The following is a 26,143-nucleotide window of genomic DNA, read 5'->3' on the forward strand; positions in this document are numbered from 1 at the left end:
ATTCGAGAGAAAGCTAAGGCTATCACCGGATCGTGAGCGTGAGCGCGGGCTGCCAAAATCTCAGTTTTTTCACTGCTATCGCAATGGACTTTCCGTCACCGCTTGCCAATCTGGGATCGATCTCGAGCGTCGAGCAACGCGGCGCGCGTTGGTTCTTCGAGATCGCCGACGCGCAAGCCTGGTGTTGCGAATTTTCTCAAGGCTTGTGCGTTGCCGTGAAATTAGAATGCGGATCGATCGAGGATGATTGGCTCGAACAAGCGAGCTTGTGGCTTGCCTCGGTCCGCGATGCGATCGACGATGCATTTTCGCTCGACGACGACGGATTGTGGCTTGTGCGGCGGTACGAACCGCAACTGGCGGACACGGAATGGCAAGCGCTCTTCAATCAGCAGGTGGCGATCACGGGTCGACTCGGCGATCGGCATCGGCGCCAGCGCCAGCGCGCGAACGACGAGCGGATGCGAAAACTCGAGGCATGGGCGTAGTGCGCCGACGCTTCTCCGCTATCGCCCGGCGCTTCGCCCTTACGGCGCTTTTTATGACGCAGGCAGGCGCCCAAGCGGCGATCCGGACGAATGGGGCGCCGGCGTTCGTCTTTTCGACACACGGTGCGAAGCTTGCCGCGGTCGTGCGCGATATGGGCGCCAACTACGGGGTACCCGTTGTGGTGAGCCCGCGCATCGACAGCGCGTTCATCGGCCGCATCGATGCCATGCCGTTCGAGCGCGCGCTCGATTCGCTCGCCCGTCTGTATCGCCTCGCGTGGTACTACGACGGACAAACGGTCTATATCTACAGAGCCGACGAAGTCGGTGCCGATCTTTTTACGCCGGCCTACTTGCCCGTCGATACCTTAATGACCGAGTTGCGTGACACGCAGTTGATTGCGGCAGGGCGCTGCGATGTTCATCCCGTGTCCGGGTCGAACGCGATTCAGGTGCACGGCGTCCCGATTTGCGTCGAGCGCGTCACGCAGTTTCTCAAACGAGTCGACGAGCAAAAGCTCGATCGCGAGCGCAACGAGGAAGGGATCGAGCTGTTTGCGCTCAAATACGCGGCCGCAACCGATGCCACCTACGATTATCGAAGCGAGCATGTGACCGTCCCCGGTGTCGTCTCGCTGCTCAGAGAGATGACGCAGGGGCGCACGCCGCAGTTGAGCAACGACAAGGTGGCGCAGGCGGCCGGTGACAACGTTCTGCCGATGTTCTCGGCCGACCCCAGGCAAAACGCGGTGGTCGTCCGCGACAAGAAAATCAACCTGCCGCTTTATGCCAAGCTGATCGCGCAGCTCGATCATAAACCCAAGCTCGTGGAGATTTCGGTAACGATCATCGACGTCGACGAGCAGGACGTCGGCCAGCTCGGCATAGACTGGGCCGCGACCACGCGGATCGGCGGGGGAGCTGTGACTTTTAACGGATCCACCTCGCCCGGCGATTTCTCGACCGTCGTCGGCAATATGGGGGCCTTTCAGGTGCGGCTGTCCGCGCTCGAGCAGGAGGCCAAGGCTCGCGTGCTGTCGCGGCCCTCGGTGCTGACGCTCGACAATCTGCAGGCCATCCTCGACAGGAACGTCACGTTCTATACGAAGCTCGTTGGAGAGCAAGTGGCCAAGCTCGAGTCCGTATCGACAGGCTCCCTCTTGCGTGTGACGCCTCGCGTCATCGACAGCGACGGACACGCCGACATCATGCTGAGCCTGAGTATCGAAGACGGGCGCCAGATCGACCCGATAAGCCGGGCCGAGCCGCTGCCGCAAACGCTCAATTCCGAAGTCACGACACAGGCGCTGCTGAAAGCGGGGCAAGCGTTGCTGCTCGGCGGCTTCGTGCAGGACGAGGAGCGCGCGGGCTCACGCAAGATTCCGCTGCTTGGCGATATCCCGGTGCTCGGCAAGCTGTTCGGCACGACGCAGAAAGCGAGCCGCCGCGCCGTCAGGCTTTTCCTGCTCACGGCCGAACCCCGGACGCCATCGTAACCGGACGACATGGACAGCGGCTACAAGCTCAAGTGGCTGAACGGATTGCTCGCGGGCCGCGAGCTGGCCTTGCCGGCCGGCGAGGTTTCCCTGGGAGGGTCGGACGCGGACGTCGCCGTCACGCTCGAAGATGGGCGGCAGGCCGTGCTCGTCGTCGACGATCGCGGCGTCAACCTGAATTCGGAAGTTCCGACGTGGGTCGACGGCCATCGCTGGGAAAGCGACGAGAGGCTGCCGCTCAACGTGACGATCGACATCGCCGGGCAGGCGTTCGTCCTTGGGGCGGCGTCGGACACGCTGGCGAACCTGCCGGTCCCTGCTCGCTGCGGCGGAGCATCGCCGCAAGGGAAAGAAGGGCTGCAAGGGCATCAGAAGAGGCGAGGATGGCCTCCGTGGCAAAAGCCGATCGCACCGCGCACCCTCGGCGTTTGCATCGTCGCGATTACTGCGCTCGGTGGCGCGGTGGCGGTGCTGCTGTTGTCAAAGCCGGCACGAGAGGCGGCACCGACCCCACCGGAACCGTCGCTCGTCGCGCGATTGCAGACGCAGCCCCGACACGGGCTGAAGATCGTCGAGGACGCGTCCGGTCTCGTCGTCCTATCGGGATACTGCGCCGACTCAGCCGAGATCGACCGCCTGCGGCAGCAACTGCAGCAAGCGGGGCGATTGGTTCGCGACGATAGCGTCTGTGCGGACGTACTGCGCCGAAACGTACGTGCTGTTTTGAATTCGAATGGTTATGAAGACATTGATGTGCGGGACGCCTCCACGCCAGGAGCGGTCGTCATCCATGGCGCCATCGTTACGGATGCGCAATGGCGATCGACAGCTGAGCAATTGCGCGGCGTCCGCGGACTGCGCAACTGGTCGGTCGTGGATGACGGCGCCGAGTCGTTCGAGAGGCTGTTGCAAATGTTGGCAAAGCGCGACTTGATCGAAGGGCTCAGCCTCTCCGTCGACGGGAGGTCGCTTGTCGTGACGGGCGCATTGTCGGCGCAGCGGTCACGGATGGTCGAGGACGTCATCGCGCAATACAACCTCGGCGGAGCGGGCATCCCGGCGCGCTTCGAAAAAATGGCAGCGGCCGCGGCCACCATCGGATTGCTGCCAGCCAGGATAGCGAGTGTCGGGGGAAATGCGAACGCGCTTTTCATCGAACTCGAGAACGGCATGCGCTTGCAGCGCGGTGCGGTATTGCCGAATGGGTTTTCAGTCTATGCGCTCAGCACGTCATTCCTGGAGCTGCGAAGGGGACCGCTGCTAATCGCAGTACCGCTCAATCTATAACCGATCGTATTCAAAAAGGCGACGAGGCTCTCATGACTCGCATCACCTGTCTGGAAGACATGCTTTACGAGGATGGCGAAGGATCGGCGCGCGTTGTGCTGCTGGACGAGCTGCGCCGTGCGGAGGAGGAACTGCGCAGGCAATTGCGGACGCCAGAAAAGCCCGAGAAGCATGACGCGATGCTGCGTTGTGCGCAGGCGATGGCAAGTGCTCAGGCCGTGATCGAAACGCTTTGGCATCGCTATCACGTCGATGCCGCGTAGTGATTCCCAGCGGAAGGGGCTTAGACGCCCCGGCTTGCGTGACCGATTAGTCGGCCAGCATGTCGAGGCAACCGGAGAAAGCCTCGAGCATGGTGTCTCTCTGGTCACCGTCGTTGAAGCAATCGTCTGGCAGCAGCTTGGCGACTTCGTTTAGCCTCTGCACGAGCACGTATTGCTGTGTCTCGTCGTTTATGAGCGCGCCCGTGCGGTCGGCTATCCAGCTTTTATCGAGCCAGACTTCCTGAACGGCATCGATCAACAGCCCCAATACCGTATCCCCATCGACGTCCGCACTGTGCAATGAGCGGGCGAGTCGCTCGCAATGATCCTCCATGCCGAGGAATTGCAAAATGCGCTTAAGGTCCCCGATAACCGCAGCGAGCTGCGCTCCCGTCGCGGGGCCCTCCGCCGAAAGCTCGAACGCGAGCGCGCGAATCAACGTCTTCAGCTTCCGTTTGCGGTCCGCAAGCCCGCGCAACTGCTCGAACCATTGCGCAAGCCGCGGACGTTGCGCCGACGCGCGCCGGTAGAGCTCGCGAAGCTCCGTGAGTCCCGCTCGACCGGCGGCGCCGAATTCGAGATGATTGAAGAGCAGCAGCACCCACTCTTCGCTTTCCATGACGGTGGATAAAGCATCTTCGAGGCGACGTCGGGCTTTCTCGTCCAGCTTGCCGCCCCCCAGACAGGCCGCGAGGACCAGTGCCATTTCGCCGGCGTCGAACTTCGCCCGTCGCATTTCGTCGTAGGGCGCGGGCGATTGCTCGATTTCGGGAACACGTGCCCGCAGTTCGTCGGCGTGCTCCGTGGCAACTTCCGCGAGCTTGCCGAGCATGGCCTTCGCACGCGTCTTGTCGGCGCGGCCCTCTTTGAGCGCGCGGGACTCACGTGCCCGCGCCCCAATCGCGAAGCCGATATCTTCGACAGTTTCAGTGTAGGACGCCTTATCGATGCCGCTCAAGCTGGCTTGCAGAGAGGCGAACTCGCCAGGGTTTGAGCTCAATTCGTTTTGCGCGATCTCGAAGACGGAATTCGCCGGGAACGCCTGACTCGCGTCCGCCGGAACTGCGGGCTGAGATGGCTGTAAGGCCTGTGCCGTCTGCGGCTTGCAACCCGACGCGTTCACCTTGTCGACAATCACGGCGTATGCTCCTCTTCTTTGCCGGCGCCGCGCAGTTGCGCCAGCACCGATTCCAAATGGGCGTCGAGATCGATGCGTATCTGGACGAACGGCGTTTCGATGACTGCCTGTGCATTCGTCAGCGTCGCGTCTGCCGTCACATCGACCCGCCACCCGCCCTCGTCGCTCGCGCATTCACGGCTCGCCGCGTCAAACGTCTCGCGCGCCACGCGCAATGTCAGGGTGCGATGCTCGGCACATCGCCTCAAGCGCTCGCGGACCCGCTCAGAGAGCCGCGTCACGTCGTCTCGCTCCGCCACGAACTCTGCGAGTGCCTCGGCGATGACCGCACCGATGCGCTCGTCGATGCGCGCAGCGATCTCTGCTTCGAGCGCGCTTTCGGCGATGCACCATTGCACGGTCTCGGCGACGAGCGACGCTCGCATAGGCTCCAGCTCGGCTTGCACGTCCGCGAGGCCCTGTTCGTGTGCCTCTGCGCGGATGCGCTGCGCGTCGCGCGTCGCATGGGCAAGCGTTTCCTCGGCGCTCGCGATCAGCGCTTCGGCCTCCCGGCGTGCCTCCGCGACAATCGATGCGGCATCGAAGTAGAGCGCCAGCTCCTGCGCGCGGATGATGGGATCGGGCGGCGCGGGGCCTTTCAGATAAACGATGGGAAGCTGCATGGGCTCAAAGAAAGCGTGACAGCTTGACGACGTGCTCAACCGCGCAACCCTCGTTCGTGCACGGACGGTCGTCACCGGGGGGCAACAATGTGGCAAGAAGGCGCGCGCAGACGTTGCGCTGCGCATCGCGATGCCACCAGCGTGCACCGACCGAGAAAGCCATCTGGGCGAGCCGGCTCGGCGGGAGGCACGCGGCCCCCGCATCCCAGCTATCGTGCAGTGCCAAAAGTTGATCGCAGGATTTCAGATCGAGGTGGTTCGCGAGCGCTTCGCGATGAGACTTCAGCAAAAGATGATCGACGCATCCGAGGGCGACGACGCCAAGCGCTGTCACCAATGCCGGCAAACGAGGCTCGAGTGCGATCAGCAACTGGTCCCAGCTGCAGAGCGAGGCGGGAAGCGCTTGCATCGGAAACGCACGCCGCATGACGATCAGGCGATCGATCGAAGGGCGACACGCAGGGCGGGCCAGATAGCTCGCCCGCCAATCATCGAGCGAGAGGCGACCCCACCATGCTTCGTGCATCCATGCACCAGGGCGCCAGGCGAGCTCGTGAAGTCGCCCAACACCCCTGTCGACGATCGTGCTCATGATCCAGTGCGTCTGCGGCGGAAAAGCCATACGCTAGCGGCGGCCGCGGCCCCGGCGAGCGCGGTGGCCATGACGAGCAAGATTGCGAACCATCCGCCGCGCCGCGGGGCGGCCGGCGCACGGGCAGGCGCCGTTTCGCTAACCGCCGCCGTCTCGTGCGGCGCGCCTGGCAAGTATCGATAGTCGGCGCGCTGCATCACGACACTGATGTTTGCGGGGCTCAAGCCCGGCACGCCTTTCAGGACGAGGCTTCTGATGTCCGTCTCCCTGCCTTCGAGATTGCGGTCGGGGCTGTATTTGATAAAGACCGACGCGGACGGTATCGGAGGATCGTATCGATTCGGGCTCGGACTTTCGGCGATGGCGACTTCAGCGTCGATGACGCCGTCGATGCCGCGCAGCATGTTGACGAGCGCTTGTTCCTTCAGAAAGACGATCTTCGCCTGCTCCTGCGCCGGCGAGCTCACGAGCTGTCCCGAGGGGAACAAGTCCTGGACCGTGACGACACTCGCGCGCGGCAGGCCGTTCTGACGGAGCAGCTCGATCGCATTGACGAATTGAGACTTGTCCACGAGGATCGTCGCCGTGTCGTGCTTGAGGATCTCCTTTTCGGCGTCGATATGGCGCAGCAAAAGCAGCGCAAGCATCGTGTTCGCCTCCCCTTCTGGGAGATTGCTATAGAGCTCGATCTTGCATCCGCCGAGGAGCGAGACGGCAAGAACGATGCATCCGAGCTCGAGGTGCCGCCGCATCACTGCATGCTCGTCAGTTTATTGATGCCCTGCGACACGGCTCCTGCCATTTTCGCGGTCAGGTCCACTTCGACGATCGCGCGCAGCAACGTCGATTGCGCCGCGAGCATCTCGATGGGCCCTTTTTCGACGACCGACAGTTCCCGTGCGTTTCGAATGGCCGTGTCGACGCCGGTGGATGTCTGGTTCAGACCGGAAGTGACGACGTCCTCCGGCAGTTGTCGTGCGGCGCCGAAAAGCGCTTGCGTGAACGCATCGACCTCGTGCGCGGACGGCGTGCGCTGCGAGTCGCGCACATGGGCGAGCCGCTGGGTCTGGGTGGCTTGAGTCGGATCAATGTCCATGCCGGATATCCTTGCGGGAATGGGTGTGGCGGGCGAGCGGCTTGAGATGCGCAGCGCGGAAATCAACCGCTTTAGTGCGCCTCTCGGGCAGCAGCATGCGAAGCGTGTCGGCTTCGACTGAAGCGTCGTTTTCAAGCAGGCGCGCCGCTTCCTCGAGCTCGCCGAGGCCGATCAGGATCGTCGCCTCCAGCAGGCGGCGAAGATCGGGCGCCGGAACGAGATCGACGAGCGCAGCACGGATCGCTTGCGCTTCGGCGAACAAGCCGTGGTTGACCGCGGCGAGGCCCGCTTCCGCAACGAGCCGGCGAATATCGCGCTCGATCATATTTTCTGAATGATGCCTTGCATCATGTCCTTGACGGCCTTCAAGACCGCGCTTTGGTAACCGATGAAGATCGAGTACTGCTGGATCGCGAACTGCGCCTGCAGCATTTTCGCGGGGTCCGTCATATCGGCTGAGGTCATTTTCGACTGCACCTCTTGGCCGGCCTGCGCCGCAAGCTGAGAAAGCTGATTGTTGACGACTTCGACATCCATGATTGCCTAGTGTGAGAGCGGGTGTTCGATAGGGCCGATCAAGCGGCCTTCAGGCGGCGGCGCCTTGCGCGAGTCCGAGTTTTCTTGTCTCGCTCATGCGAAATTGCGTCGGATTGCAATGGAACCGCTTGCGGAAGCTGTCAGTGAAGTGGGCGTGGTTCGCGAAGCCGCATTCGAGTGCGATATCGAGTACGCGCATGGAAGTCGATTGCAGCATCTCGCGAGCATGCGTCAAGCGCTTTTCGAGCAGCCAGCGCTTGGGCGACATCCCGTACTTTTCTCGAAACAGCATGTCGAATTTGCGGCTTGGCATGCCGAACTCGTGCGCATACCGCTCCACAGACCATTGCTTGAGGTAATTCGCTTCGATGAATTCGATCAAGGCGACATCACCAGCCATCGCGTATCGCGCGAGCGCGGAAAAGTAGGCCCGGTCGAGCGCGAGACAATATGCGTAGACGAAGCGAAGAAGCATCTGCGGCGCGGCGTCGGCGAGCAGCATGAGCGTTTCGACGACGCCGGGGGACGCTGCGACGATGCGCACGGGCTCCGGCACGAATCGAAGTGGAATCGTCGTGTCGAGCAGATCGGCGATGTCGGGATAAAGCCGCTGAAAGTCCACCGAACCGACGTTGATTTCATGAAGCTCGTTTGCGGCGTCTGTTCCGCAAATGGCGGCATCGCCGCATGCTACAGCGATGCTATGAGCCGCGATGGCATGCGCCGCGCCTCGCACGAGGACGTGGCCAGATTGTCTGCCGTACAAGAAATGCACTTTTTGCATGAAACGCTCCGCTGAGGCATTGCACCGTTCGTGCAATGGTGCGACCTGGCTTGATGTCCGGGTATCAGGCCAGCACCTGAAGCGGTAGTCGTTGTTGCGCGAGGGCGCGGGCCCGCCGACCCCGCGAGCGGCAAATTGGCGCAAAAGAAAAAAATGCAAAGCGCGGCGGACTTTTGTAAGTCGGCGGCCAAAGAGCCATCTACGATTCGATCATCGATTTGCCGCCGTTATCGGCTCGGAAACGTCGGCACGGATATCGATGTGAATGTTACTTCCAGGGGGATCATGGAGCAGCTCGATAAATTCAAAAACGTGGTTGACACCTTCAAGAAGCAGGAATTCGCGTTACAGAAGCAAGCACGGGAGTATGAAGCGTTGCAGCGAGAAATCGCGGTCTTGAGGGAACGCGCCGCTTTTGATGCTGACGCGCGCAGAAAGCTGGAGCGGCTCGACGAGGTCATGAGATCGGGTGGCCAGCAATTGCAAAATCAGGTACGGGAAAAGACACGACGTTTGCAATCGGTCATCAATGGCATTGCGGATAAATTCGTAGAGCTTTTGCCAAAAGACGGTGGGCGAGCAGTTGAAAGTAAGCCATCGCCGAAATGCGCGACCGCGAAAAAGGCGGCTCGTAAATTTGTTTAAATCGATGAAAGAAGGAGAGAAAAATGACGGGCAATGTAAGCCAAATCGCACAAGTCAACGTGTCCACCTTTTACGCGAGTCTCGGGGAAGATGCGAAGGCCCAACTGGCAAAGTACATGGCCAGCGGCGACAGCGGGTCGCAAGGCGACGACTCGCCGCAGCTCACCGCCGGTTTCGTCAGGTTGCTGAAATTTGCGAAGCCGGGCATCGGCGAGGCGCAAGTCCAGAAGCAAGTGGCGTCGTTTCATTCCCACATTGCGACGGAGTTCGCCTCGAAAGACGACTCGATTGCCCTGCGGAACAACGACTCTCCAATGGGCCGCGGTATCTTGACGATGTCGCAGATGATGGCGCTGCTCAACTATGTGGCGAATGCACTCATGGATGACATCGACGCCGAGCAGAATGTTGCCCGGCACGCGCAGGATATGTCGAATGACGTGGGGGCGGTGATCGGAGATATCACAGACGCCACAACAACAAAAACGCTGCCAGCCGATGTTATCAAGTACCTTCAGGATAACGGCATCAATGTCGACGGCGTTGATATTAAGGGCTCTCTCAACAAGGGCCAACTCCAGCTGGTCAAAAACGCGATCGATAGCCGCCAGACCCAGGCTTCCAACTTCGTGCAAACGAGCCAGCTGAAAATCCAGCAGGTCATGCAGACGTACAACATCGCCACGCAGATGGTCAACAGCCTGTTGTCCATGGGCGCGGAAATGAACAAGTCGATCGCATCGTCGATCCGTTAAACGTGAACGTTCGACGGGCGCGGTGGATAGCTGCCGCGCTTGTCGTTGCTCGATCAACGCAGGAATGAAGATGACGATGGCGAATTCCGTCGCCGACGACGATCACGAGGTGCTGCAACGATTCTTCGCGAACGGAGGCTCCCTCTGGATGCTCGCCGACATTTCGAAGAAAGACTTGGGCACGATGTACGCCTACGCGACGCAATTGTTCGAGGCCGGTGAATTCGAGGCGGCGCGCAACGTTTATTTGATTCTCGTGCGCGTCGATCATTGGAGGTTCGACTACTGGTTCGCGCTCGGCCTTTGCTGCCAGCGTCTCGCCGCCCACGACGAAGCGGTCTTTTCCTTCGCCCGGGCCGGCATGATCCACATCGACGATCCGCGCGCGTCGTTCTTTGCGGGAATCAGCTACCGCGCGCTCGGCAACAAAGAGTACGCGCGCAAAGCCTTCGATGCCGCGCTCAGATGGTGCGGACAGCAGCCACGCTACGACGAGATCAGAAAGAGCGCCGTCGAGCAGCTCTCGCACTGTTCATCCAAGGAGAAATAACAATGTCTGCCATTTCAAGTCTTCGATTTGCGGACTTGGCCGCCTTCGAGCCGTCGACGCAGCCGCTCGATGAGCACAAGAAAGGCGTCCGTGCTGCTGGGGACCTTGCCGGATTGCTCGATCTGCCTTCGCTCTCGGACAAGGCGCGAAATGCGCTGCCATTCCGTTGGGCGAAGCCCGCGGCGGCGGGCGAGGCGGTGACACAGCGGGAGGCGGCGGGAGCGCTGCAACGGGTGTTCGCGCGTCTCGCGGGCCATGAGCCCCATGGTCCAGAGCCCCATATCGGAGTCGCCACGCTGCGGCAGGTGGAAAAGCAGCCGATGGACACGCTGATGATGGCGGTCACCATGATGGCGGTTCAGGCGCTCGGCAACGTTGCCGACGCGAAGGGAAAAGCACTCGAGATCATGGGGAGCGCCGAGCGCCGAATTCAGGATAAACAAGCGCGGGATCTGTGCGACCAGATCGAAAAGGCCATCGAGCAGCAGCACAAGGCTCGGAAGGGCGGCATCTTCGGCGCGATTTGCGACTGGGTCGTGGCGGCCGTGGAAGTCGTCTCTGGCGTGGCGAAGATCGTCAGCGGCGCGCTGTCGGGCAACGCAATGATGGTGGCGGGCGGCACCATGGATTTGATGGCGGGCACGGCTGGGCTCGTGAAAGCGATCGCCGAAACGATGGCGCTCATCGACCCTAAGCACGCCGACAAGTACAAGTCGATCGCCAACACGGCAGGCAAGGTTCAGCTTGCCTTCGAGGTATTGGGCGCAATCGTCGACATCACGAGCGCCGCGCGGAACATGGTCGTCACCAAGATTATTCCCAAAGCGGCCAAGGCCGCGCTGCAGGAAGGGGCCGAGCATCTGGTCACCGCGGCAGTGAAAGAGGGCTCGAAAGTGGCGGTCAAGGAAGCGGCGAAGGAGCTCACCGAGCAAATCGTCAAGCAGATCTCGAAGGAGGCGCTCGACGTGCTGGGCAGGGAGGGGCTCCAGAAGGTTGTCGAGAATGCCATCAAGACTGCGGCGAAGCAGGCGGCCCAGCGCGGCGCCGAAGTGGCTGCGAAGGAGGTCACCGAGCAGGTCGTCAAGGAAATTCGCAAAGAGTTGATCAAGGCGATTGTGAAGGCGGCGACGCGCACTGCGGTCAACGTGACGCGCGGCGCCGTGAACGGCGTGGATGGCGTGTACTCCGGCATCATCGCGATCGAAAAGGCGAAGCTGCAAAAGGAGATCGACATGCTCATCCTGGATCAGCAGTTGATGCAGGCCATGTTCGATATGTTCGAGCAGCAGAAGAAGGATACGCGCGAGCAAATGAAGGATCTCATCGAAGGTCAGTCCACAGCGCTCCGAGGCGGCTCTGAGCAGATGCGACAGACCGCCGTCGTCGCTCAGCAAGGGGCGGCATCGATGGCCCACGTCGTCGCGAGCGCCATTTGAATTCGTTTAATCTCGAGGAGTAAAAAACATGACGGCTATTCATTCTTCGCCCGCTGTCTCGACGAATTCAATCTCGCCGCCGGCGCAAACGGACTCGACGCCCTCCAACTACAATTTCGACAGTGCCGCGGCGTCGATCGAGGAGCTGATTTTTCTGGTGCAAAAGCTCAATATCGACATGCGCGACATTCAGCGGCAGTTTGCGGGCAAGATGGAATATGCTGCTTTCGAGCGGCAGATGACGGCATTTGAAACGAAAAAAGAAGCGATCCTCAAACGGTTCGATGCGGCGGTCCTCGAAGCCGGCACGCAAATCGCCTCCGGCGCCATCGGCATGCTCGGCGTGGCTTCGGACAACGAGGCCCTGAGCGCCGCCGGCGGCAAGATGATGGAGGGGACCGCCAAGTGGGGGGGCGCGTCCTGGCGACGCGATGCGGAGCAAATGGACCTGGACGGTGAACTTCAGAGCCAGTTTGCCAAGGACCTCGAGAAGACTGTCGATCAGGCGCTCGACCGCGCCAACGACGCTTCGCGTCAGCTCGTCCAGACCACGGCGGACCTGGTCGCCCTGCAAGGGCGCATCAAGGAAGCGGTGCGATTCTGATCGGAGGCAGTCAATGACGAGTACTGATCCGCTCGATCCGGTGACGCGGTTCCTCAAGGCCCAAGGCCTCGAGCCGACCGTCGCCTGCTTCGGCTCGAGCGATTTTGTCATCGGCTCGCGCGTTCGCCTGTCCGGCTTCGAGCTCGTTTATCGCGTCGAGGGCGACCAGATGATCGTCTGCGATTTTCTGCCGGGCGAGGTGGAGGGCAAACGCGAATCGAACGGGGCCGTCATGGCGTTCGTGCGCTTCGTTCACGGCCTCGAACGGCAGGTCCCCGAGCTCGAGAGCGTGCGCGGGATGTTCCTCGAATCGCTATCAAACCCGGCATTGACCGCGGAGCGGCAGCGCCTTGCGCGGGTGCTGCAGTCGCAAGGCGCGGTATGGCATGAAATCGATGGCGATCCCTGGCTGGTCTATCCGATGTCTGCGGCCAAGCGCGGCGTCAATGCCAGCGCGGGTGCAATGCCCGCGTAGGCTTATCGAACGCGCGGGTGTCGCCGCCCGGTGCCCGCGTCGCCCCCTCCCCCTGCTGGCCGATTGCTTTCGCTCCCGTCTACGCTCACTTGTAGTTACAGACGGGACCGTGAACGAACGTTTTCCGTTATTCCAAAATCGTTTGCACGCGCGCGAGCGCGACTTCGACAACTTAAATCGGGGCTCGCTCGACCTTGCGGGCACCACGCGCCTCAAGATCGAGCGTGCGAACCATGTCCATCAAGGCCACGCCCTGCGCCTCAGTGCCCGAACCCGAGAGCGGCACAGCGAATCCGGCGTATCGCGCGCATTCGCCTCCATGCGTAATCGGTGCGACAAGCGCCACGCCGAGCGCGTTAAACGCCGCAGGCGAGAGAACGAGCGCGGGCCGAAAATCCCCTTGGTTGCTCCTTCCCCGTCGGCTAGAGCTATAAAAGCCGAACGAATTCAGTATGTTAGCCGTGTTTCTATCACATCGACAGCGTATCCAAGTTCATCGGTTGACCTGTCAGTGTGCGGCGCGGTGAATCGGTGAATCCTGTGTAATGCAAATGACTGCCCGGGGTGTCGCCGAACGGCTGATTGCGAGCAGACGCTTGCAGGTCCGTTCTAAAATCAAAATGGGCCGCATAGTCTTGCTGGACAGGTAGCGCTAGCTTTGCATTTCTTTGACTCTTGATTTCAGCCTTCACCCGTTTTGGACATGCTGGCGCTCAGATGGGTGCTCATTCCGCGCGGCAAGGCGGTGCCTTGCATAGGCTCCGCCAAAACCGGGTGCATGACAGGATTGCGCGTAGGCGAATGAAGACGCAGGGTAATGTGAGGTCGGGTATGCTACCCGTTCTACGCGTTAAATCGGGTACAATGCGCGATCTAACGACCTTGGGCAAAAGGAGTGGACCGTGCGCCTGGTGCCAACCCCGGTGGCCTCCCGGCTCACCGGGCTTTCGACCGAAAAGCTGCGCGAGTGGACAAGTCGCCGTGCGCTCGTGCCGGCTGACGTGCGTCCTCGCCAGAAAGGCTCGCCCGCGCAGTTCAGTTGGCAGACCATCTTGATCCTGCGGTTGGCGCTGCTGCTCCGCGACCAGTTCGGCGTCGAGCTCCAATTCCACAAAGAAAATTTCGCAAAGCTGCGCATGGAACTGCGATCTGCATCCTTCATCGCGCTGTGGGGACGGCGTCTAGCGCTGACGTCTCAAGGCGAGTTGTTGCTGCTTGACGATCAGGCGCCCCTACCAGCGAACGATGCCATTTTCATTTGTCTGGACCCGCACCTGTCAATCATCCGGGATGGATTCGCTTTGTCTGACGCCACGGCGGCTACCGCGCAGCTAGAGCTGTTCCCCCTCTCATCCGTGCGAGCCGCCGAGCGGCCACCATTGAAAGCGGCCAACAGTCACCGGCGGAGGCGCTCGGCATGAATAACCGTCATTTCGGACGCCAAGCATTTTCGTCCAGATTCATATGTCTGGAGGCATAGCAGTGGCCACTGCGTTCGCACGTCAATGGTTCGACAGGCTTGGCTATTCGGCCGACCCTGCATCTCTGCACGTGCGCGGAGCTGCAGTCCCGGCCGCGCATCCGTACGCCATGGAGATCGCCAGCCTTCTGAAGCCGAATGGGGCGATTCAAGCGCAGGCGGTGTTCGATGTCGAGGGTGTGCCTACCGTGGTGTTCGTAGGCGACGACGGGCCCCTGTCCCCGGCGTCGCTTGACGAGGTGCGCAAGCGCATCTGGAATCAGAACCTCGCAACGATCGTAATTGAGCTGAAGGGTTCAGAGGCGGTCGCCCTACCTGCGCGGAAGCTGCAAGCCGAACAGCGGCTACGCCTACACGATGCGAGACCCGATGGCCTGTTCTCCGCATTGGATGTCGCAACGGCCAACCTGTCACGCAGATTACCGAAATGGTTCGACGTTAAGGCACGAGTCGATCGGAAGCTACTGGCCAACCTATCGGTGACCGTGAGCAAGCTCACGGAGGAAGGGTTTCGTAGCAACGCATCGGTCGCCACACGCAGGCAGTTAGCTGAACTGCTCATGGGACAAGTGTTATTCATCTCGTACTTGGAGCATCGCGAAATCGTAGGGAGGACCTATCGCGAGCGTCGTGGCACCGCGGCCCTGCATCAACTAGTCGCGAGCATGGATCGCGCGGGCGTTCGGGATCTGGTTGACCATCTGCGGGGAGACTTCAACGGCGACTTCCTGGGCCATGATCGGCACGACCCTTGGACGGCACTCGCGGACCGAGGCTTTGAACTGCTGAACCAGTTCCTGAGCCGAACCGATATGGAAACCGGACAAGGTGATTTCTGGAACTACGACTTCAGCTATATCCCGGTGGAACTGCTCTCCGGCCTGTACGAGAAGTTCCTCACGCCGGAGCAGCAAGCCAAGGAGGGCGCGTATTACACGCCCCGCAACCTGGCCATGCTCGCGGTCGACCAAGCCCTCATGGCGTCCCCGGATCCGCTGGCAGAGACGATTTTTGACGGGGCCTGTGGCTCGGGCATCCTGCTGACCACCGCTTACCGTCGCCTTATCGCGCTGTCGGAAGCAAAGAGCGGACAGCGGCTTGGCTTCGCGGAGCGTGGCAAGTTGCTGGTGCGCAGCATTTTCGGCGCTGACACCAATCTCATGGCCTGCCGTGTCACTGCCTTCAGCCTGTACCTGTCGCTGTTAGAGGGACTCGATCCAACGGACATCCTGGAGGCCCAAGAGCGCGATGGCACCAAGTTGCCATCCTTGAGCGACACCAACCTAGCTTATGGCAAGGTGCGAGGAGACTTCTTCCGCAACTCGCATGCCTTTTACGGCCGACGCTTCTCGCTGATTATCTCAAACCCGCCATGGGCCGAGCCCGAAGGAGAAGCCCGGACATCGGCCGACGACTGGGCGGAGCGTGCCAGCGCGCCCTTCGCTCGTAGACAGATTGCAGGCGCATATGCCTTGCGCGCGCTGGAGTTCCTGGCGGAGCGCGGCCGTGCGTGCCTGATCCTGCCGATCGGCCAATTCCTCGGTGCGTCCGCTTCGAGTGCAAATTTCGTGGCGCACACCTTGCGCAGCTATCGACCACTACGCCTGATAAATTTCGGCGACCTGCAAGGTTTGCTTTTTCCCACGGCGGAAAATACGTGTCATGTCTTCCTAGGGGAGCGCCGCGGCGGTGAACTCCGCAATCACGTTCCCTTCGACGAGACCTTCGACTACCTGGTTCCTAAGGCTGACTTAAGTCTTGCCCTAGGCAGACTGACGATGCAGTCCGCCGACCGCCATACACTTCAGACGCGTGCGGTAGCCGAAGATCCACAGTTGCTGGTCACCATGATGTGGGGAGATGCGAACGATCTTGCCATCTGGACTCGGTTGACCCTGCGCGGGACCTTCGCCGATTTCTGGCGAGGACCCAAGGAGTCTCGGCGCTGGATATACCGTAAGGGAATTCACCTGCGCGACAAAAGCCGTGACGCCGTTGACGCAGGCGTGCTCCGCAAGAAGCCCCACGTGCCGATCGCCGCCTTGCGGGTGGGTTCGCCTGTTCTGCACCCTGACCTACTTACCAAGTGGCCGGCTGAACACGCCACTGTAGTTGGCTTGGGACCGGAGATCCTGAAGATCTTCGACGGGCCACGTGTGTTGTTCCCTGACGGTTTCTCCAAAGACGAGCAAAACGTCCGAGCCGTCTATTACGATGGCGCAGCCTCGTTCACGCATAGCATTGGCGTGATTGCGGGCCCGAAGCATGACGCAGCCTTATTGCAATTCGTCGCGGTCTATCTGCGCTCGACGTTGGCGCGCTACTTCCTCATGTTGCGCGGCTGGAAGATGCTTTGCGAGCGCAACGGTGTCCATCTGAGCGACGTAGAGACCTTTCCCTTCTTCGGGCCGAATGATGCTCCCGATCCGGAAGCGGCGACGGCCGCGTTAGGTACCGTCCAGACCCGCATGACCGAGCTCGCGTCGCTTGCCGACTTCGAGCAGATGCCACGGTATGGCAAATTGCAGGGCGAACTTGACGACGCGGTGTTTGCTTATTTCGGCCTCACGACCGAAGAGCGGATGCTGGTTCGTGAGACGGTGGGTGTCCTAATGCCTTCGGTGCGCCCGCGCAGTTTCAAGAGTCTGGATACCCCCGCCCAGCACTGCGTCGAGGGGGCTGGCGATTTTGATGCCTACGCTACCGCACTCGCAGAGGCATTGACGGCCTGGCGAACAAAAACGCGTGGCCAGGGGCGATTCCGAGTTGATGTCGTCGCCAGCGATCACCGGCGAGCTGGATCCTGCGGCGTCGTGCGCGTCTCCTACGCTCAGAGTCCTACGGGCAAGCCAGAGGTCAGTACCAAGATCAACGATGATGTCGTGATCGCGACGTTGGCAGAACTCCAGCGCGTCGGTCTGCGCACAATCCCGTCAGGGGACTTCTTGACCCTGGTTCCCGACGTACATTTGTGGTTCGACGGATCGCTGTACCTCGTGCGCTTCCTCGCCCGGCGCAACTGGACCCGGAGACAGGCCCACCGGGACGCGGAGCATATTGTGCGCAGCGTGCAAGCGCAGCCCTATGATCAAAAAAGAGCGGAGATGGCATGACGCCAGCGGGCACCCCACCGCAGACTATCCCGACGAACTGGCTGGACGCCTTCCCGATCCAGCCGGCAACCGAAGCCGTGGAGGCTTTACGGCAGGGTTGGACGGAATTGGCAAAGCGGCCGCGGGCGGACTTCAACCCTAAGACGAAGGAAGACGCACTCACCAAACGCTTGAAAGTCTATGTGGAAAACCATGTGGCGCGGCAGCGTGGCTTGCTTGGCATGTGGGCTGCCGAGGACATTATCGGAGATGTAGACCCAGCCACAGGGATTATGATTGAGGAACGCCGAACCGATATCGTGTATGGCTGGAACGATGCCGTGCAAGGCATAAAGCTCGTATTCGAGTTCAAGCGCCTGGGCCGGCAGAAAAAGCATCGGGACCACTATCTACGGGAACAGGGACTCGGGCGCTTCGTCACTGGCATCTACAGCCGCAAGCAAGCAGTCGCGGCCATGGTGGGCGTTCTGCTCGATCCGGAGCTCGACGTGGTGCCGCCAATCAGGGCCGCATTGGAACACGCAGATGTAGCAACCGCGCTTCGTTTGCGCAAGACTGAAGCAGGTCTCGCCTATGCGCGACCGTCTACGCTCTTTGCTCACGCAGATTTCGATACGGAGCACGAGCGAGATGCGGCGCTTGCGCCCACGCACGGAACGATCCGCGTTTCACACTTCTTCTTCAGCTTTGGCTATCCGACCACCACGTTAAAGCCGAAATCGTCTGCTTCCCAAGCCATCTCCGGTAGCGCAGTCGCATAGCGTTCGTAAGCATCACATCAGCGTAACGGCGCTTTGGAAGGAAAAAGTGCCCGGCAGGGGATGACCTTGAGGTCGGCGCTGGCACTGTCCAAGGACGGTGATCGTTCCACGTTCGACACCCGCCGTTGCTGCGAGAGCGCTCCAAACGACTTGAACGGGTCGTTTGCTGTCCTTACTCAGGGCCAAAGCGGTCACTCGAACAAGCCCGCTGGCCCGGCGACGGCAAGTCAACATATAGCGGACATTGGCCACCGCTCGACCCGATGACCAGCGGTGTTCTTCCCGTCTGTATAAACGATTGGGCCCGCGCTAGCGTGACGCTGCAGGGCCCTCCGTCGCGTCGCCGGTTGAGATATCGGCACGCGCTATTTTCACCCATTCCGGCGGCGGCGCCCAGAGTGTCATCGAGTTCGTAGGCAGCGAGCCTTCTTTCGAAAGGCAGAAGTCGCTGTTTTGATTGCAGCGGGTCAAAGAGGCTTTCCCCGGTTCACGCGTGTGCTTTCGAGGCATGCAATTGCAGGCCGAGTGCCTTGATTACCCTCAGGATCGTATCGAAACTTGGATTGCCTTCACCCGACAGTGCCTTGTATAGCCCTTCGGGGCTGACGCCGGCCTCACGAGCAACTTCGGACATACCAGACGCGCGCGCAATCACGCCCAGTGCATGGGCGATGAACGCCGGATCGTCGCCCCCTTCCTGAAGGCAGGCTTCAAAATATTCGGTGATGTCATCTTCCGTTTTAAGGTGTTCGGCCGAATCCCACGGCCGAGTCTTGATTTTGCTCATGTAACCCTACGTCGAATACTTCGGTCATGCGGATGTTCAGCATGTTTGCATTGTGAACGGGCGTTACAAGTCTGCCAACTGCATTCACAGCGCTCCTCGGTGCTCAACTATCGGACAGCTCAGGTCAAAGTCGACAACCTAGTCATAACCCGCATTCCCTCAACGCCCCGCCGGCCCGCCCCGCCAATGGGCTAAAATGCACGTTCGCCGCCGCGCCTCCCGCGCGCCGCCCCCCCAGGCCGCGCTCCGTTCGCGACGCCGTTAAGCCCTCCAACCTCCGATGCGAACACTCCCATGAGCCAAGTATTGCGTCTCTCCGATCTGATCGCGAAAGGCTTGCTCTCAGGCAAGCGCGTTTTCATCCGCGCCGATCTGAACGTCCCGCAGGACGACCAGGGCAACATCACCGAAGACACGCGCATCCGCGCCTCGGTGCCGGCGATCAAGGCCGCGCTCGATGCCGGCGCGGCCGTCATGGTGACCTCGCACCTCGGCCGGCCGACCGAGGGTGAATTGAAGCCCGAGGATTCGCTCGCGCCGGTGGCCAAGCGGCTCGCCGAGCTCCTGGGCCGCGACGTTCCGCTCGTCGCGAATTGGGTCGAGAACGGCGTGAACGTGGCGCCGGGCGACGTCGTGCTGCTCGAAAACTGCCGCGTCAACAAGGGCGAGAAGAAAAACTCGGACGAGCTCGCCCAGAAAATGGCCAAGCTTTGCGACATCTACGTCAACGATGCCTTCGGCACCGCGCACCGCGCCGAGGCGACGACGCACGGCATCGCCAAATACGCGCCGATCGCCTGCGCGGGCCCGCTGCTCGCCGCCGAGCTCGACGCGCTCGGCAAGGCGCTCGGCAATCCGAAGCGTCCGCTCGTGGCGATCGTCGCGGGCTCCAAGGTATCGACGAAGCTCACGATCCTGAAATCGCTCGCCGAGAAAGTCGACCAGCTGATCGTCGGCGGCGGCATCGCCAACACTTTCATGCTGGCGGCGGGCCTGCCGATCGGCAAGTCGCTCGCCGAGCCTGATCTCGTCGGCGAGGCGAAGGCGATCATCGATGCGGCCCGCTCGCGTGGCGCTTCGGTGCCGATTCCGACCGACGTCGTGACCGCCAAGGAATTCTCGGCGACGGCCGCCGCGCATACGAAGCCTGTCGCTCAGATCGAGGCCGACGACATGATCCTCGATATCGGCCCCGAAACGGCCCGCGCGCTCGCCTCGCAGCTCGCGAGCGCCGGCACGATCGTCTGGAACGGCCCCGTCGGCGTGTTCGAGTTCGATCAGTTCGGCGGCGGCACGAAGACACTCGCCGAGGCGATCGCGCGCTCGTCGGCGTTTTCGATCGCGGGCGGTGGCGATACGCTCGCCGCGATCGCGAAGTACGGCATTCACGACAAAGTGAGCTACATTTCCACGGGCGGCGGCGCCTTCCTCGAGTTCCTCGAAGGCAAGAAGCTGCCGGCGGTCGAAGTGCTCGAATCGCGGGCTTAAGACGCGTGGCCACTCGCGCACCGAAGGCAAGCACTGCCCGACGCGCAGCGGACCGCCGAAGGACTGACCAGGTGCCGCCCAGCGCGCCGGACGATCGGCTCGCAAAGGACGCTCAGGCGGCCCAGAGCGCCACGCGCGCCACGACATCTTCAGACAAAGCGACGCCGGCTCGAGCCGGCGCGCGCCCCGACGCGAACCTGCAGGCAGAGGTCGCGCCGACGCATCCTACTCGCAGCGCTCCACTCAGCGATTCAACCGAGACGAGGAGATTCATGCATCGCGCCACCAAGATTGTCGCCACCATCGGTCCGGCGTCGAGCTCGCCCGAAATCCTGCTGCAAATGATGCGAGCGGGCCTCGACGTGGTGCGCCTCAACTTTTCGCACGGCACGGCCGACGATCACCGCAAGCGCGCCGAGGACGCGCGGGAGGCCGCACGCAAGCTGGGCCGGGAAGTGGCCATCATGGGCGACCTGCAAGGCCCGAAGATTCGCGTCGGCAAGTTCGAGAACGGCAAGGTGCAGCTCACGCCGGGCGAGCCGTTCATTCTCGATGCCAATTGCGAGCTCGGCAACGACGAGCGCGTCGGCCTCGACTATAAGGACCTGCCGCGCGATCTGAAGCCCGGCGATGTCCTGCTGCTCAACGACGGGCTCATCGTGCTGACGGTCTCGCGCGTCATCGGTGAAGAGATTCACACGGTCGTCAAAGTGGGCGGCGAGCTCTCGAACAACAAGGGCATCAACCGTCAGGGCGGCGGCCTCACGGCGCCGGCGCTGACCGCGAAGGACATGGAGGACATCCGCACGGCGATGTCGATCGGCGTGGACTACATCGCCGTCTCGTTCCCGAAGAACGCGACCGACATGGAGATGGCGCGTCAGCTCGCGAACATCGCCGGCATGCCCTACGGCATCAAGCCGAAAATGATCGCGAAGATCGAGCGCGCCGAGGCGATTCCGGCGCTGCAAGGCATTCTCGACGCGTCGGACGGCATCATGGTCGCGCGCGGCGATCTGGCCGTCGAAGTCGGCAATGCGGCCGTGCCGGCGCTGCAAAAGCGGATGATCCGCATGGCGCGTGACTCGAACAAGCTCGTCATCACGGCGACGCAGATGATGGAGTCGATGATCCACGCACCGGTGCCGACGCGCGCCGAGGTCTCCGACGTCGCGAATGCGGTGCTCGACGGCACCGACGCCGTGATGCTCTCGGCCGAGACGGCCGCGGGCAAGTATCCCGTGCAGACGATCGAGGCGATGGCGGCGATCTGCGTCGAGGCCGAGAAGTCCGAGCACGTCGAGCTCGACCGCGATTTTCTCGATCGCACGTTCACGCGGATCGACCAGACGGTCGCCATGGGCGCGCTTTTCACCGCGCACCATCTCGGCGCGAAGGCAATCGTGGCGTTGACCGAGTCCGGAGCGACGGCGCTGTGGCTCTCGCGCCACTGGACGCATGTGCCGATCTTCGCGCTGACGCCGCGCGTCGGCAGCGAGCGCGCGATGGCGCTGTTCCGGAACGTGACGCCGCTCGCGATCGAGCCCAACAGCGATCGGGACCAGGCGCTGAAGCAGGCCGTCGAGGTCGTCGTGTCGAAGGGATTCGCCGCGCGCGGCGACATGGTCGTGCTGACCGTCGGCGAGCCGATGGGCCAGGCGGGCGGCACGAACACGCTCAAAATCGTGCGGATCGGCGATCCGTACTGACGAGCATACCGAACTGAACTGACGACATAGCGGGCCCCGAATCGGCGCACACGGCGGGACTCTGCCGTGGGCCGGCGGGGAACGGGGCCCGCTTCGCGATAAAATCGCGGTTTCGCTCAAGAAAGTGCCGCTCGAGCACCCGGTTTCCATCCCCAAGGAGTATTCAGCATGCCTCTCGTATCTATGCGTCAACTGCTGGACCACGCAGCCGAGCACGGCTACGGCCTCCCAGCGTTCAACGTGAACAACCTCGAGCAGGTGCAGGCGATCATGGCCGCGGCGGACGAAGTCGGCGCGCCCGTCATCATGCAGGCGTCGGCGGGCGCTCGCAAATACGCGGGCGAGCCGTTCCTGCGCCATCTGATCGAGGCGGCGATCGAGTCGTATCCGCATATCCCGGTCGTGATGCACCAGGATCACGGGCAATCGCCGGCCGTCTGCATGGCGGCGATCCGCAGCGGCTTCACGAGCGTCATGATGGACGGCTCGCTTCAGGCTGACGGCAAGACCGTCGCGTCGTACGAATACAACGTCGACGTCTCGCGCAAGGTCGTCGAAATGGCGCACTCGATCGGCGTGACGGTCGAGGCAGAACTCGGCGTGCTCGGCTCGCTCGAAACGATGAAAGGCGACAAGGAAGACGGCCACGGCGCCGAAGGCACGATGACGCGCGAGCAGCTCTTGACCGACGTCGAGCAGGCCGCTGATTTCGTACGCGCCACGCAATGCGACGCGCTCGCGATCGCGATCGGCACGTCGCACGGCGCCTATAAGTTCACGAAGAAGCCGACTGGCGACATCCTCGCGATCGAGCGCATCAAAGAGATTCACTCGCGCATTCCGAACACGCACCTCGTCATGCACGGCTCCTCGTCGGTGCCGCAGGAGCTGCTTGCCGAAATCCGCGAGTTCGGCGGCGACATGAAAGAGACGTACGGCGTGCCCGTCGAAGAGATTCAGGAAGGCATCAAGCACGGCGTGCGCAAGGTCAATATCGATACGGATCTGCGGCTCGCGATCACGGGCGCGATCCGGCGCTATTTTGCGCAGAACCCGAGCAAGTTCGATCCGCGCGACTATCTGAAGCCGGCCCGCGAGGCCGCGAAGAAGGTTTGCGTCGACCGTTACCGCGCCTTCGGCTGCGAGGGGCAGGCGGCGAAGATCAAGCCGCTGCCGCTCGAGAAGATGGCCGAGAAGTACAAGTCCGGCGAGCTCGCGCAGGTCGTGCGCTAAGCCCGGGGCGCTCGCGAGAGCGCCCTTTCACCCGTTTTCATCCATTTCCGGTTCACGACGATGTCTACCCTTTACGAATCCTCGCTTCGCTCGCTGCCTTTGCTCGGCCGCGGCAAGGTCCGCGACAACTACGCGGTCGGCAACGACCGCCTGCTGATCGTCACGACCGATCGCCTCTCGGCGTTCGATGTCGTGATGGGCGAGCCGATTCCGGACAAGGGGCGCGTGCTGAACCAGATGGCGAACTTCTGGTTCGAGCGCCTCGGCCATATCGTTCCGAATCATCTGACGGGCGTGGCGCCCGAGACGGTGGTCGCGGCCGACGAAGTCGAGCAGGTGAGCGGACGGGCGGTGGTGGTCAAGCGTCTCTCGCCGATCCTCGTCGAGGCGGTCGTGCGCGGCTATCTCGCCGGCAGCGGCTGGAAGGACTATCAGGCGACGGGCGCCATCTGCGGCGTGGCGCTCCCGCAGGGGCTCTCGAACGCGGAGAAACTGCCCGAGCCGATCTTCACGCCGGCCGCGAAAGCGGAGATGGGCCACCACGACGAGAACATCACGTTCGCGGACGTGGAGCGGCGAATCGGCGGCGACCTTGCGGCGCGGATTCGGGACATTTCGATCCGCCTTTACCAGGAAGCGTCCGACTATGCCGCGACGCGCGGCATCATCATCGCCGATACGAAGTTCGAGTTCGGCCTCGACGAGAACGGCGAGCTCGTGCTGATGGACGAGATCCTGACGGCGGATTCGTCGCGGTTCTGGCCGGCCGAGGGGTATCGCGTCGGCAGCAACCCGCCTTCGTTCGACAAGCAGTTCGTGCGCGACTGGCTCGAAACGCAGAACTGGGGCAAGACGCCGCCGGCGCCGAAGCTGCCCGACGACGTGATCGCGAAAACGAGCGAGAAGTACCGCGAGGCGCTCGAGCGGCTGACGGGGCAAAAGCTGGGATCGACCGCACCATGACCGAAGCCGCCGTGACCGCCGCCGGCAGCGCGGGAAGCGAAGCGCGCGCGCATCAACATGATTCGCCGCTCGTCGGCGTGCTGATGGGATCGAGCTCCGATTGGGACGTGATGAAACACGCGGTATCCGTCCTGCGCGATTTCGACGTACCGTACGAAGCGAGAGTCGTGTCCGCGCACCGGATGCCCGACGAAATGTTCGCCTATGCCGAGCAGGCCCGCGAGCGCGGATTGCGCGCGATCATCGCAGGCGCGGGCGGAGCCGCCCATCTGCCCGGCATGCTGGCCGCGAAGACGACGGTGCCCGTGCTCGGCGTGCCCGTGGCGAGCAAATATTTGAAGGGAGTCGATTCGCTCCACTCGATCGTGCAGATGCCGAAAGGCGTGCCCGTCGCGACGTTCGCGATCGGCGAGGCAGGCGCGGCCAATGCGGCGCTCTTTGCCGTGGCGCTGCTGGCCGGCACGGCGGATCTGTATGCCGAGCGCCTCGCCGCATTCCGTTTGAAGCAAAACGAGGCGGCGCGCGCGATGGTGCTGCCGGCGCTTTGACGCGTACTGAAATGACCCAAGACAACACCCCCGTTTCTCCGATCCTTCCGGGCGCCTGGCTCGGCATGATCGGCGGCGGCCAGCTCGGCCGCATGTTCTGCTTCGCCGCGCAGGCGATGGGCTACCGCGTCGCCGTGCTCGATCCCGACGAAGCCAGCCCGGCCGGCAGCGTGGCCGACAAGCACTTGCGTGCCGCCTATACCGACGAAGCGGCGCTGACCGAGCTCGCGCGCCTCGCGGCGGCCGTCTCGACCGAGTTCGAGAACGTCCCCGCGGCGAGCCTCGATTTTCTTGCGCGCACGACGTTCGTGAGCCCCGCCGGCCGCTGCGTGGCGATCGCGCAGGACCGCATCGCCGAAAAGCGCTTCATCGCGAGCTGCGGCGTGCCGGTGGCGCCTTATTTCGCGATCGAGTCGTCCGAGGCGCTCACCGCGCTCTCCGATGCCGAGCTCGAAACGGTGCTGCCGGGCATCCTGAAGACGGCGCGACTGGGCTACGACGGGAAGGGACAGGTACGCGTGACCAGCGCCGATGCCGTGCGCGAGGCGCACAACGCGCTGGGCGGCGTGCCGTGCGTGCTCGAAAAGCGCCTGCCGCTCAAATTCGAGGTCTCCGTGCTCATCGCGCGCGGGGCGAACGGCGCGACGGCCGTCTACCCGCTCTCGCAGAACGCGCACCGCAACGGCATCCTGTCGGTGACGATCGTGCCGGCGCCCGACGTCACGCCGGCGCTCGTTCAGCAGGCCCAGCAGGCCGCGCTGCGCGTCGCCGACGCGCTCGACTATGTCGGCGTTCTTTGTGTCGAGCTCTTCGTGCTCGAGGACGGTTCGCTCGTCGCCAACGAAATGGCGCCGCGTCCGCACAACTCGGGTCACTATACGGTCGACGCCTGCGCCACGAGCCAGTTCGAGCAGCAGGTGCGCGCGATGACGGGCATGCCGCTCGGCGATACGCGCCAGCATTCGCCGGCCGTCATGCTCAATATCCTCGGCGACGTCTGGTTCGCGCGCAGCGGGCCGGCCGGCGGCCAGGGGCCGGCCTCGGCGTCGACCTTGGTACCCGTGACGCCGCCGTGGCAAGAAGTCGCCGCGATGCCGACCGCGCGACTCCACCTGTATGGCAAAGAGGAAGCGCGCCCCGGGCGTAAGATGGGGCATATCAATTTCACGGCCGCGACGCTCGACGAGGCGCGCACGGCCGCACGCGATTGCGCGCGGCTCTTGCATATTCCGCTCGGCTAACCGAGGCGGCGG

Annotated in this window: 29 protein-coding genes; 19 read left to right on the forward strand and 10 right to left on the reverse strand. The window is 62.5% G+C overall.

Features of this window, described 5'->3' with window-relative positions:
- Positions 1-83: 83 nt before the first annotated feature.
- From AB4Y31_RS12155 to AB4Y31_RS12170, 4 genes are read left to right on the forward strand one after another with little or no spacing between them, the layout of a single operon-like run.
- Positions 84-488, forward strand: a complete 405-nt coding sequence (locus AB4Y31_RS12155) for a hypothetical protein (protein WP_368674116.1) — start codon at positions 84-86, stop codon at positions 486-488.
- Positions 479-1,984, forward strand: a complete 1,506-nt coding sequence (locus AB4Y31_RS12160; protein WP_368674117.1) for an EscC/YscC/HrcC family type III secretion system outer membrane ring protein — start codon at positions 479-481, stop codon at positions 1,982-1,984. Before AB4Y31_RS12155 ends, AB4Y31_RS12160 begins: the two co-directional genes overlap by 10 nt.
- A 9-nt stretch (positions 1,985-1,993) precedes the next feature.
- On the forward strand, positions 1,994-3,271 hold the full coding sequence (gene sctD, locus AB4Y31_RS12165) for a type III secretion system inner membrane ring subunit SctD (protein ID WP_368674118.1): 1,278 nt from the start codon (positions 1,994-1,996) through the stop codon (positions 3,269-3,271).
- Positions 3,272-3,303: 32 nt separating this feature from the next.
- Entirely contained in the window at positions 3,304-3,534 is a 231-nt protein-coding gene (locus tag AB4Y31_RS12170; RefSeq protein WP_368674119.1) for an EscE/YscE/SsaE family type III secretion system needle protein co-chaperone, read from the forward strand.
- 46 nt (positions 3,535-3,580) lie between these two features.
- Here AB4Y31_RS12170 and sctW read toward each other — a convergent pair whose 3' ends face one another.
- From sctW to AB4Y31_RS12210, 8 genes are read right to left on the reverse strand one after another with little or no spacing between them, the layout of a single operon-like run.
- Positions 3,581-4,672: a type III secretion system gatekeeper subunit SctW gene (gene sctW, locus AB4Y31_RS12175; protein ID WP_368674120.1), complete on the reverse strand. Its 1,092-nt coding sequence runs from the start codon at positions 4,670-4,672 to the stop codon at positions 3,581-3,583.
- Positions 4,669-5,334 (reverse strand): hypothetical protein, encoded by a 666-nt coding sequence (locus tag AB4Y31_RS12180; RefSeq protein ID WP_368674121.1) that lies wholly within the window; start codon positions 5,332-5,334, stop codon positions 4,669-4,671. Before AB4Y31_RS12180 ends, sctW begins: the two co-directional genes overlap by 4 nt.
- A gap of 4 nt (positions 5,335-5,338) precedes the next feature.
- On the reverse strand, positions 5,339-5,926 hold the full coding sequence (locus AB4Y31_RS12185; RefSeq protein ID WP_368674122.1) for a type III secretion system domain-containing protein: 588 nt from the start codon (positions 5,924-5,926) through the stop codon (positions 5,339-5,341).
- Positions 5,923-6,678: a type III secretion system inner membrane ring lipoprotein SctJ gene (gene sctJ, locus AB4Y31_RS12190; protein WP_368674123.1), complete on the reverse strand. Its 756-nt coding sequence runs from the start codon at positions 6,676-6,678 to the stop codon at positions 5,923-5,925. Before sctJ ends, AB4Y31_RS12185 begins: the two co-directional genes overlap by 4 nt.
- Complete coding sequence (gene sctI / locus AB4Y31_RS12195; RefSeq protein WP_368674124.1) at positions 6,678-7,022, reverse strand: type III secretion system inner rod subunit SctI; 345 nt, start codon at positions 7,020-7,022, stop codon at positions 6,678-6,680. Before sctI ends, sctJ begins: the two co-directional genes overlap by 1 nt.
- Complete coding sequence (locus tag AB4Y31_RS12200; protein WP_368674125.1) at positions 7,012-7,347, reverse strand: EscG/YscG/SsaH family type III secretion system needle protein co-chaperone; 336 nt, start codon at positions 7,345-7,347, stop codon at positions 7,012-7,014. Before AB4Y31_RS12200 ends, sctI begins: the two co-directional genes overlap by 11 nt.
- Positions 7,344-7,559, reverse strand: coding sequence for a type III secretion system needle filament subunit SctF (sctF, locus tag AB4Y31_RS12205; protein WP_368674126.1), 216 nt, complete (start codon positions 7,557-7,559; stop codon positions 7,344-7,346). The genes AB4Y31_RS12200 and sctF overlap by 4 nt, the downstream gene beginning before the upstream one ends.
- Positions 7,560-7,608: 49 nt before the next feature.
- On the reverse strand, positions 7,609-8,343 hold the full coding sequence (locus AB4Y31_RS12210; protein WP_368674127.1) for a helix-turn-helix transcriptional regulator: 735 nt from the start codon (positions 8,341-8,343) through the stop codon (positions 7,609-7,611).
- 135 nt (positions 8,344-8,478) lie between these two features.
- Here AB4Y31_RS12210 and AB4Y31_RS12215 point away from each other — a divergent pair, with 135 nt between their 5' ends.
- From AB4Y31_RS12215 to AB4Y31_RS12240, 6 genes are all read left to right on the forward strand, one after another.
- Complete coding sequence (locus tag AB4Y31_RS12215) at positions 8,479-8,988, forward strand: hypothetical protein (protein ID WP_368674128.1); 510 nt, start codon at positions 8,479-8,481, stop codon at positions 8,986-8,988.
- Between the two features lie 23 nt (positions 8,989-9,011).
- The gene (locus AB4Y31_RS12220) at positions 9,012-9,743 is read left to right on the forward strand and encodes a hypothetical protein (protein WP_368674129.1); all 732 of its coding nucleotides are present in this window, start codon (positions 9,012-9,014) and stop codon (positions 9,741-9,743) included.
- 76 nt (positions 9,744-9,819) lie between these two features.
- Positions 9,820-10,293, forward strand: a complete 474-nt coding sequence (locus AB4Y31_RS12225) for a SycD/LcrH family type III secretion system chaperone (RefSeq protein ID WP_368674130.1) — start codon at positions 9,820-9,822, stop codon at positions 10,291-10,293.
- A 2-nt stretch (positions 10,294-10,295) separates the two neighbouring features.
- Positions 10,296-11,729: a type III secretion system translocon subunit SctE gene (gene sctE / locus AB4Y31_RS12230; RefSeq protein WP_368674131.1), complete on the forward strand. Its 1,434-nt coding sequence runs from the start codon at positions 10,296-10,298 to the stop codon at positions 11,727-11,729.
- Between the two features lie 28 nt (positions 11,730-11,757).
- Complete coding sequence (locus tag AB4Y31_RS12235; RefSeq protein ID WP_368674132.1) at positions 11,758-12,333, forward strand: pathogenicity island effector protein; 576 nt, start codon at positions 11,758-11,760, stop codon at positions 12,331-12,333.
- A gap of 13 nt (positions 12,334-12,346) precedes the next feature.
- Positions 12,347-12,808, forward strand: a complete 462-nt coding sequence (locus AB4Y31_RS12240) for a secretion protein (RefSeq protein WP_368674133.1) — start codon at positions 12,347-12,349, stop codon at positions 12,806-12,808.
- A 172-nt stretch (positions 12,809-12,980) separates the two neighbouring features.
- Here AB4Y31_RS12240 and AB4Y31_RS12245 read toward each other — a convergent pair whose 3' ends face one another.
- Positions 12,981-13,262, reverse strand: coding sequence for a type II toxin-antitoxin system PemK/MazF family toxin (locus tag AB4Y31_RS12245; protein ID WP_368674499.1), 282 nt, complete (start codon positions 13,260-13,262; stop codon positions 12,981-12,983).
- A 448-nt stretch (positions 13,263-13,710) separates the two neighbouring features.
- Here AB4Y31_RS12245 and AB4Y31_RS12250 point away from each other — a divergent pair, with 448 nt between their 5' ends.
- From AB4Y31_RS12250 to AB4Y31_RS12260, 3 genes are all read left to right on the forward strand, one after another.
- Positions 13,711-14,229, forward strand: a complete 519-nt coding sequence (locus AB4Y31_RS12250) for a hypothetical protein (RefSeq protein ID WP_368674134.1) — start codon at positions 13,711-13,713, stop codon at positions 14,227-14,229.
- 61 nt (positions 14,230-14,290) lie between these two features.
- A complete protein-coding gene (locus tag AB4Y31_RS12255; RefSeq protein ID WP_368674135.1) occupies positions 14,291-17,401 on the forward strand; it encodes an N-6 DNA methylase in 3,111 nt (1,036 codons plus the stop codon).
- Positions 17,398-18,162, forward strand: a complete 765-nt coding sequence (locus AB4Y31_RS12260; RefSeq protein ID WP_368674136.1) for a Fis family transcriptional regulator — start codon at positions 17,398-17,400, stop codon at positions 18,160-18,162. The genes AB4Y31_RS12255 and AB4Y31_RS12260 overlap by 4 nt, the downstream gene beginning before the upstream one ends.
- A 487-nt stretch (positions 18,163-18,649) precedes the next feature.
- Here the strand turns inward: AB4Y31_RS12260 and AB4Y31_RS12265 are convergent, their stop codons facing one another.
- A complete protein-coding gene (locus AB4Y31_RS12265) occupies positions 18,650-18,949 on the reverse strand; it encodes an addiction module antidote protein (protein WP_368674137.1) in 300 nt (99 codons plus the stop codon).
- A gap of 294 nt (positions 18,950-19,243) precedes the next feature.
- Here AB4Y31_RS12265 and AB4Y31_RS12270 point away from each other — a divergent pair, with 294 nt between their 5' ends.
- The 6 genes from AB4Y31_RS12270 (at position 19,244) to AB4Y31_RS12295 (ending at position 26,131) form a co-directional block, all read left to right on the forward strand.
- On the forward strand, positions 19,244-20,437 hold the full coding sequence (locus AB4Y31_RS12270) for a phosphoglycerate kinase (protein WP_018440868.1): 1,194 nt from the start codon (positions 19,244-19,246) through the stop codon (positions 20,435-20,437).
- A 272-nt stretch (positions 20,438-20,709) separates the two neighbouring features.
- Positions 20,710-22,146, forward strand: a complete 1,437-nt coding sequence (gene pyk / locus AB4Y31_RS12275; RefSeq protein ID WP_018440867.1) for a pyruvate kinase — start codon at positions 20,710-20,712, stop codon at positions 22,144-22,146.
- 168 nt (positions 22,147-22,314) lie between these two features.
- Positions 22,315-23,379: a class II fructose-bisphosphate aldolase gene (fba, locus tag AB4Y31_RS12280; RefSeq protein WP_026229700.1), complete on the forward strand. Its 1,065-nt coding sequence runs from the start codon at positions 22,315-22,317 to the stop codon at positions 23,377-23,379.
- Positions 23,380-23,439: 60 nt separating this feature from the next.
- Positions 23,440-24,342 carry a phosphoribosylaminoimidazolesuccinocarboxamide synthase gene (locus tag AB4Y31_RS12285; RefSeq protein ID WP_368674138.1) on the forward strand — a complete coding sequence of 301 codons (903 nt, stop codon included), beginning with the start codon at positions 23,440-23,442 and terminating at the stop codon, positions 24,340-24,342.
- On the forward strand, positions 24,339-24,890 hold the full coding sequence (gene purE, locus AB4Y31_RS12290) for a 5-(carboxyamino)imidazole ribonucleotide mutase (protein WP_368674139.1): 552 nt from the start codon (positions 24,339-24,341) through the stop codon (positions 24,888-24,890). Before AB4Y31_RS12285 ends, purE begins: the two co-directional genes overlap by 4 nt.
- A gap of 11 nt (positions 24,891-24,901) precedes the next feature.
- Positions 24,902-26,131, forward strand: a complete 1,230-nt coding sequence (locus AB4Y31_RS12295; RefSeq protein WP_368674140.1) for a 5-(carboxyamino)imidazole ribonucleotide synthase — start codon at positions 24,902-24,904, stop codon at positions 26,129-26,131.
- The last annotated feature ends 12 nt before the right edge of the window (positions 26,132-26,143 follow it).

The sequence above is a fragment of the Trinickia sp. EG282A genome, assembly GCF_040965455.1.
Lineage (GTDB): Bacteria > Pseudomonadota > Gammaproteobacteria > Burkholderiales > Burkholderiaceae > Trinickia > Trinickia symbiotica.

What these genes read in the sequence shown, in the direction of transcription:
- AB4Y31_RS12155 (WP_368674116.1), top strand. Translation starts at nt 84, where the DNA reads ATGGACTTTCCGTCACCGCTTGCCAATCTGGGATCGATCTCGAGCGTC.
- AB4Y31_RS12160 (WP_368674117.1), top strand. Translation starts at nt 479, where the DNA reads ATGGGCGTAGTGCGCCGACGCTTCTCCGCTATCGCCCGGCGCTTCGCC.
- sctD (WP_368674118.1), top strand. Translation starts at nt 1,994, where the DNA reads ATGGACAGCGGCTACAAGCTCAAGTGGCTGAACGGATTGCTCGCGGGC.
- AB4Y31_RS12170 (WP_368674119.1), top strand. Translation starts at nt 3,304, where the DNA reads ATGACTCGCATCACCTGTCTGGAAGACATGCTTTACGAGGATGGCGAA.
- AB4Y31_RS12180 (WP_368674121.1), bottom strand. Translation starts at nt 5,334, where the DNA reads ATGCAGCTTCCCATCGTTTATCTGAAAGGCCCCGCGCCGCCCGATCCC.
- AB4Y31_RS12185 (WP_368674122.1), bottom strand. Translation starts at nt 5,926, where the DNA reads ATGAGCACGATCGTCGACAGGGGTGTTGGGCGACTTCACGAGCTCGCC.
- sctJ (WP_368674123.1), bottom strand. Translation starts at nt 6,678, where the DNA reads ATGCGGCGGCACCTCGAGCTCGGATGCATCGTTCTTGCCGTCTCGCTC.
- sctI (WP_368674124.1), bottom strand. Translation starts at nt 7,022, where the DNA reads ATGGACATTGATCCGACTCAAGCCACCCAGACCCAGCGGCTCGCCCAT.
- AB4Y31_RS12200 (WP_368674125.1), bottom strand. Translation starts at nt 7,347, where the DNA reads ATGATCGAGCGCGATATTCGCCGGCTCGTTGCGGAAGCGGGCCTCGCC.
- sctF (WP_368674126.1), bottom strand. Translation starts at nt 7,559, where the DNA reads ATGGATGTCGAAGTCGTCAACAATCAGCTTTCTCAGCTTGCGGCGCAG.
- AB4Y31_RS12210 (WP_368674127.1), bottom strand. Translation starts at nt 8,343, where the DNA reads ATGCAAAAAGTGCATTTCTTGTACGGCAGACAATCTGGCCACGTCCTC.
- AB4Y31_RS12220 (WP_368674129.1), top strand. Translation starts at nt 9,012, where the DNA reads ATGACGGGCAATGTAAGCCAAATCGCACAAGTCAACGTGTCCACCTTT.
- AB4Y31_RS12225 (WP_368674130.1), top strand. Translation starts at nt 9,820, where the DNA reads ATGGCGAATTCCGTCGCCGACGACGATCACGAGGTGCTGCAACGATTC.
- sctE (WP_368674131.1), top strand. Translation starts at nt 10,296, where the DNA reads ATGTCTGCCATTTCAAGTCTTCGATTTGCGGACTTGGCCGCCTTCGAG.
- AB4Y31_RS12235 (WP_368674132.1), top strand. Translation starts at nt 11,758, where the DNA reads ATGACGGCTATTCATTCTTCGCCCGCTGTCTCGACGAATTCAATCTCG.
- AB4Y31_RS12240 (WP_368674133.1), top strand. Translation starts at nt 12,347, where the DNA reads ATGACGAGTACTGATCCGCTCGATCCGGTGACGCGGTTCCTCAAGGCC.
- AB4Y31_RS12260 (WP_368674136.1), top strand. Translation starts at nt 17,398, where the DNA reads ATGACGCCAGCGGGCACCCCACCGCAGACTATCCCGACGAACTGGCTG.
- AB4Y31_RS12265 (WP_368674137.1), bottom strand. Translation starts at nt 18,949, where the DNA reads ATGAGCAAAATCAAGACTCGGCCGTGGGATTCGGCCGAACACCTTAAA.
- AB4Y31_RS12270 (WP_018440868.1), top strand. Translation starts at nt 19,244, where the DNA reads ATGAGCCAAGTATTGCGTCTCTCCGATCTGATCGCGAAAGGCTTGCTC.
- pyk (WP_018440867.1), top strand. Translation starts at nt 20,710, where the DNA reads ATGCATCGCGCCACCAAGATTGTCGCCACCATCGGTCCGGCGTCGAGC.
- fba (WP_026229700.1), top strand. Translation starts at nt 22,315, where the DNA reads ATGCCTCTCGTATCTATGCGTCAACTGCTGGACCACGCAGCCGAGCAC.
- AB4Y31_RS12285 (WP_368674138.1), top strand. Translation starts at nt 23,440, where the DNA reads ATGTCTACCCTTTACGAATCCTCGCTTCGCTCGCTGCCTTTGCTCGGC.
- purE (WP_368674139.1), top strand. Translation starts at nt 24,339, where the DNA reads ATGACCGAAGCCGCCGTGACCGCCGCCGGCAGCGCGGGAAGCGAAGCG.
- AB4Y31_RS12295 (WP_368674140.1), top strand. Translation starts at nt 24,902, where the DNA reads ATGACCCAAGACAACACCCCCGTTTCTCCGATCCTTCCGGGCGCCTGG.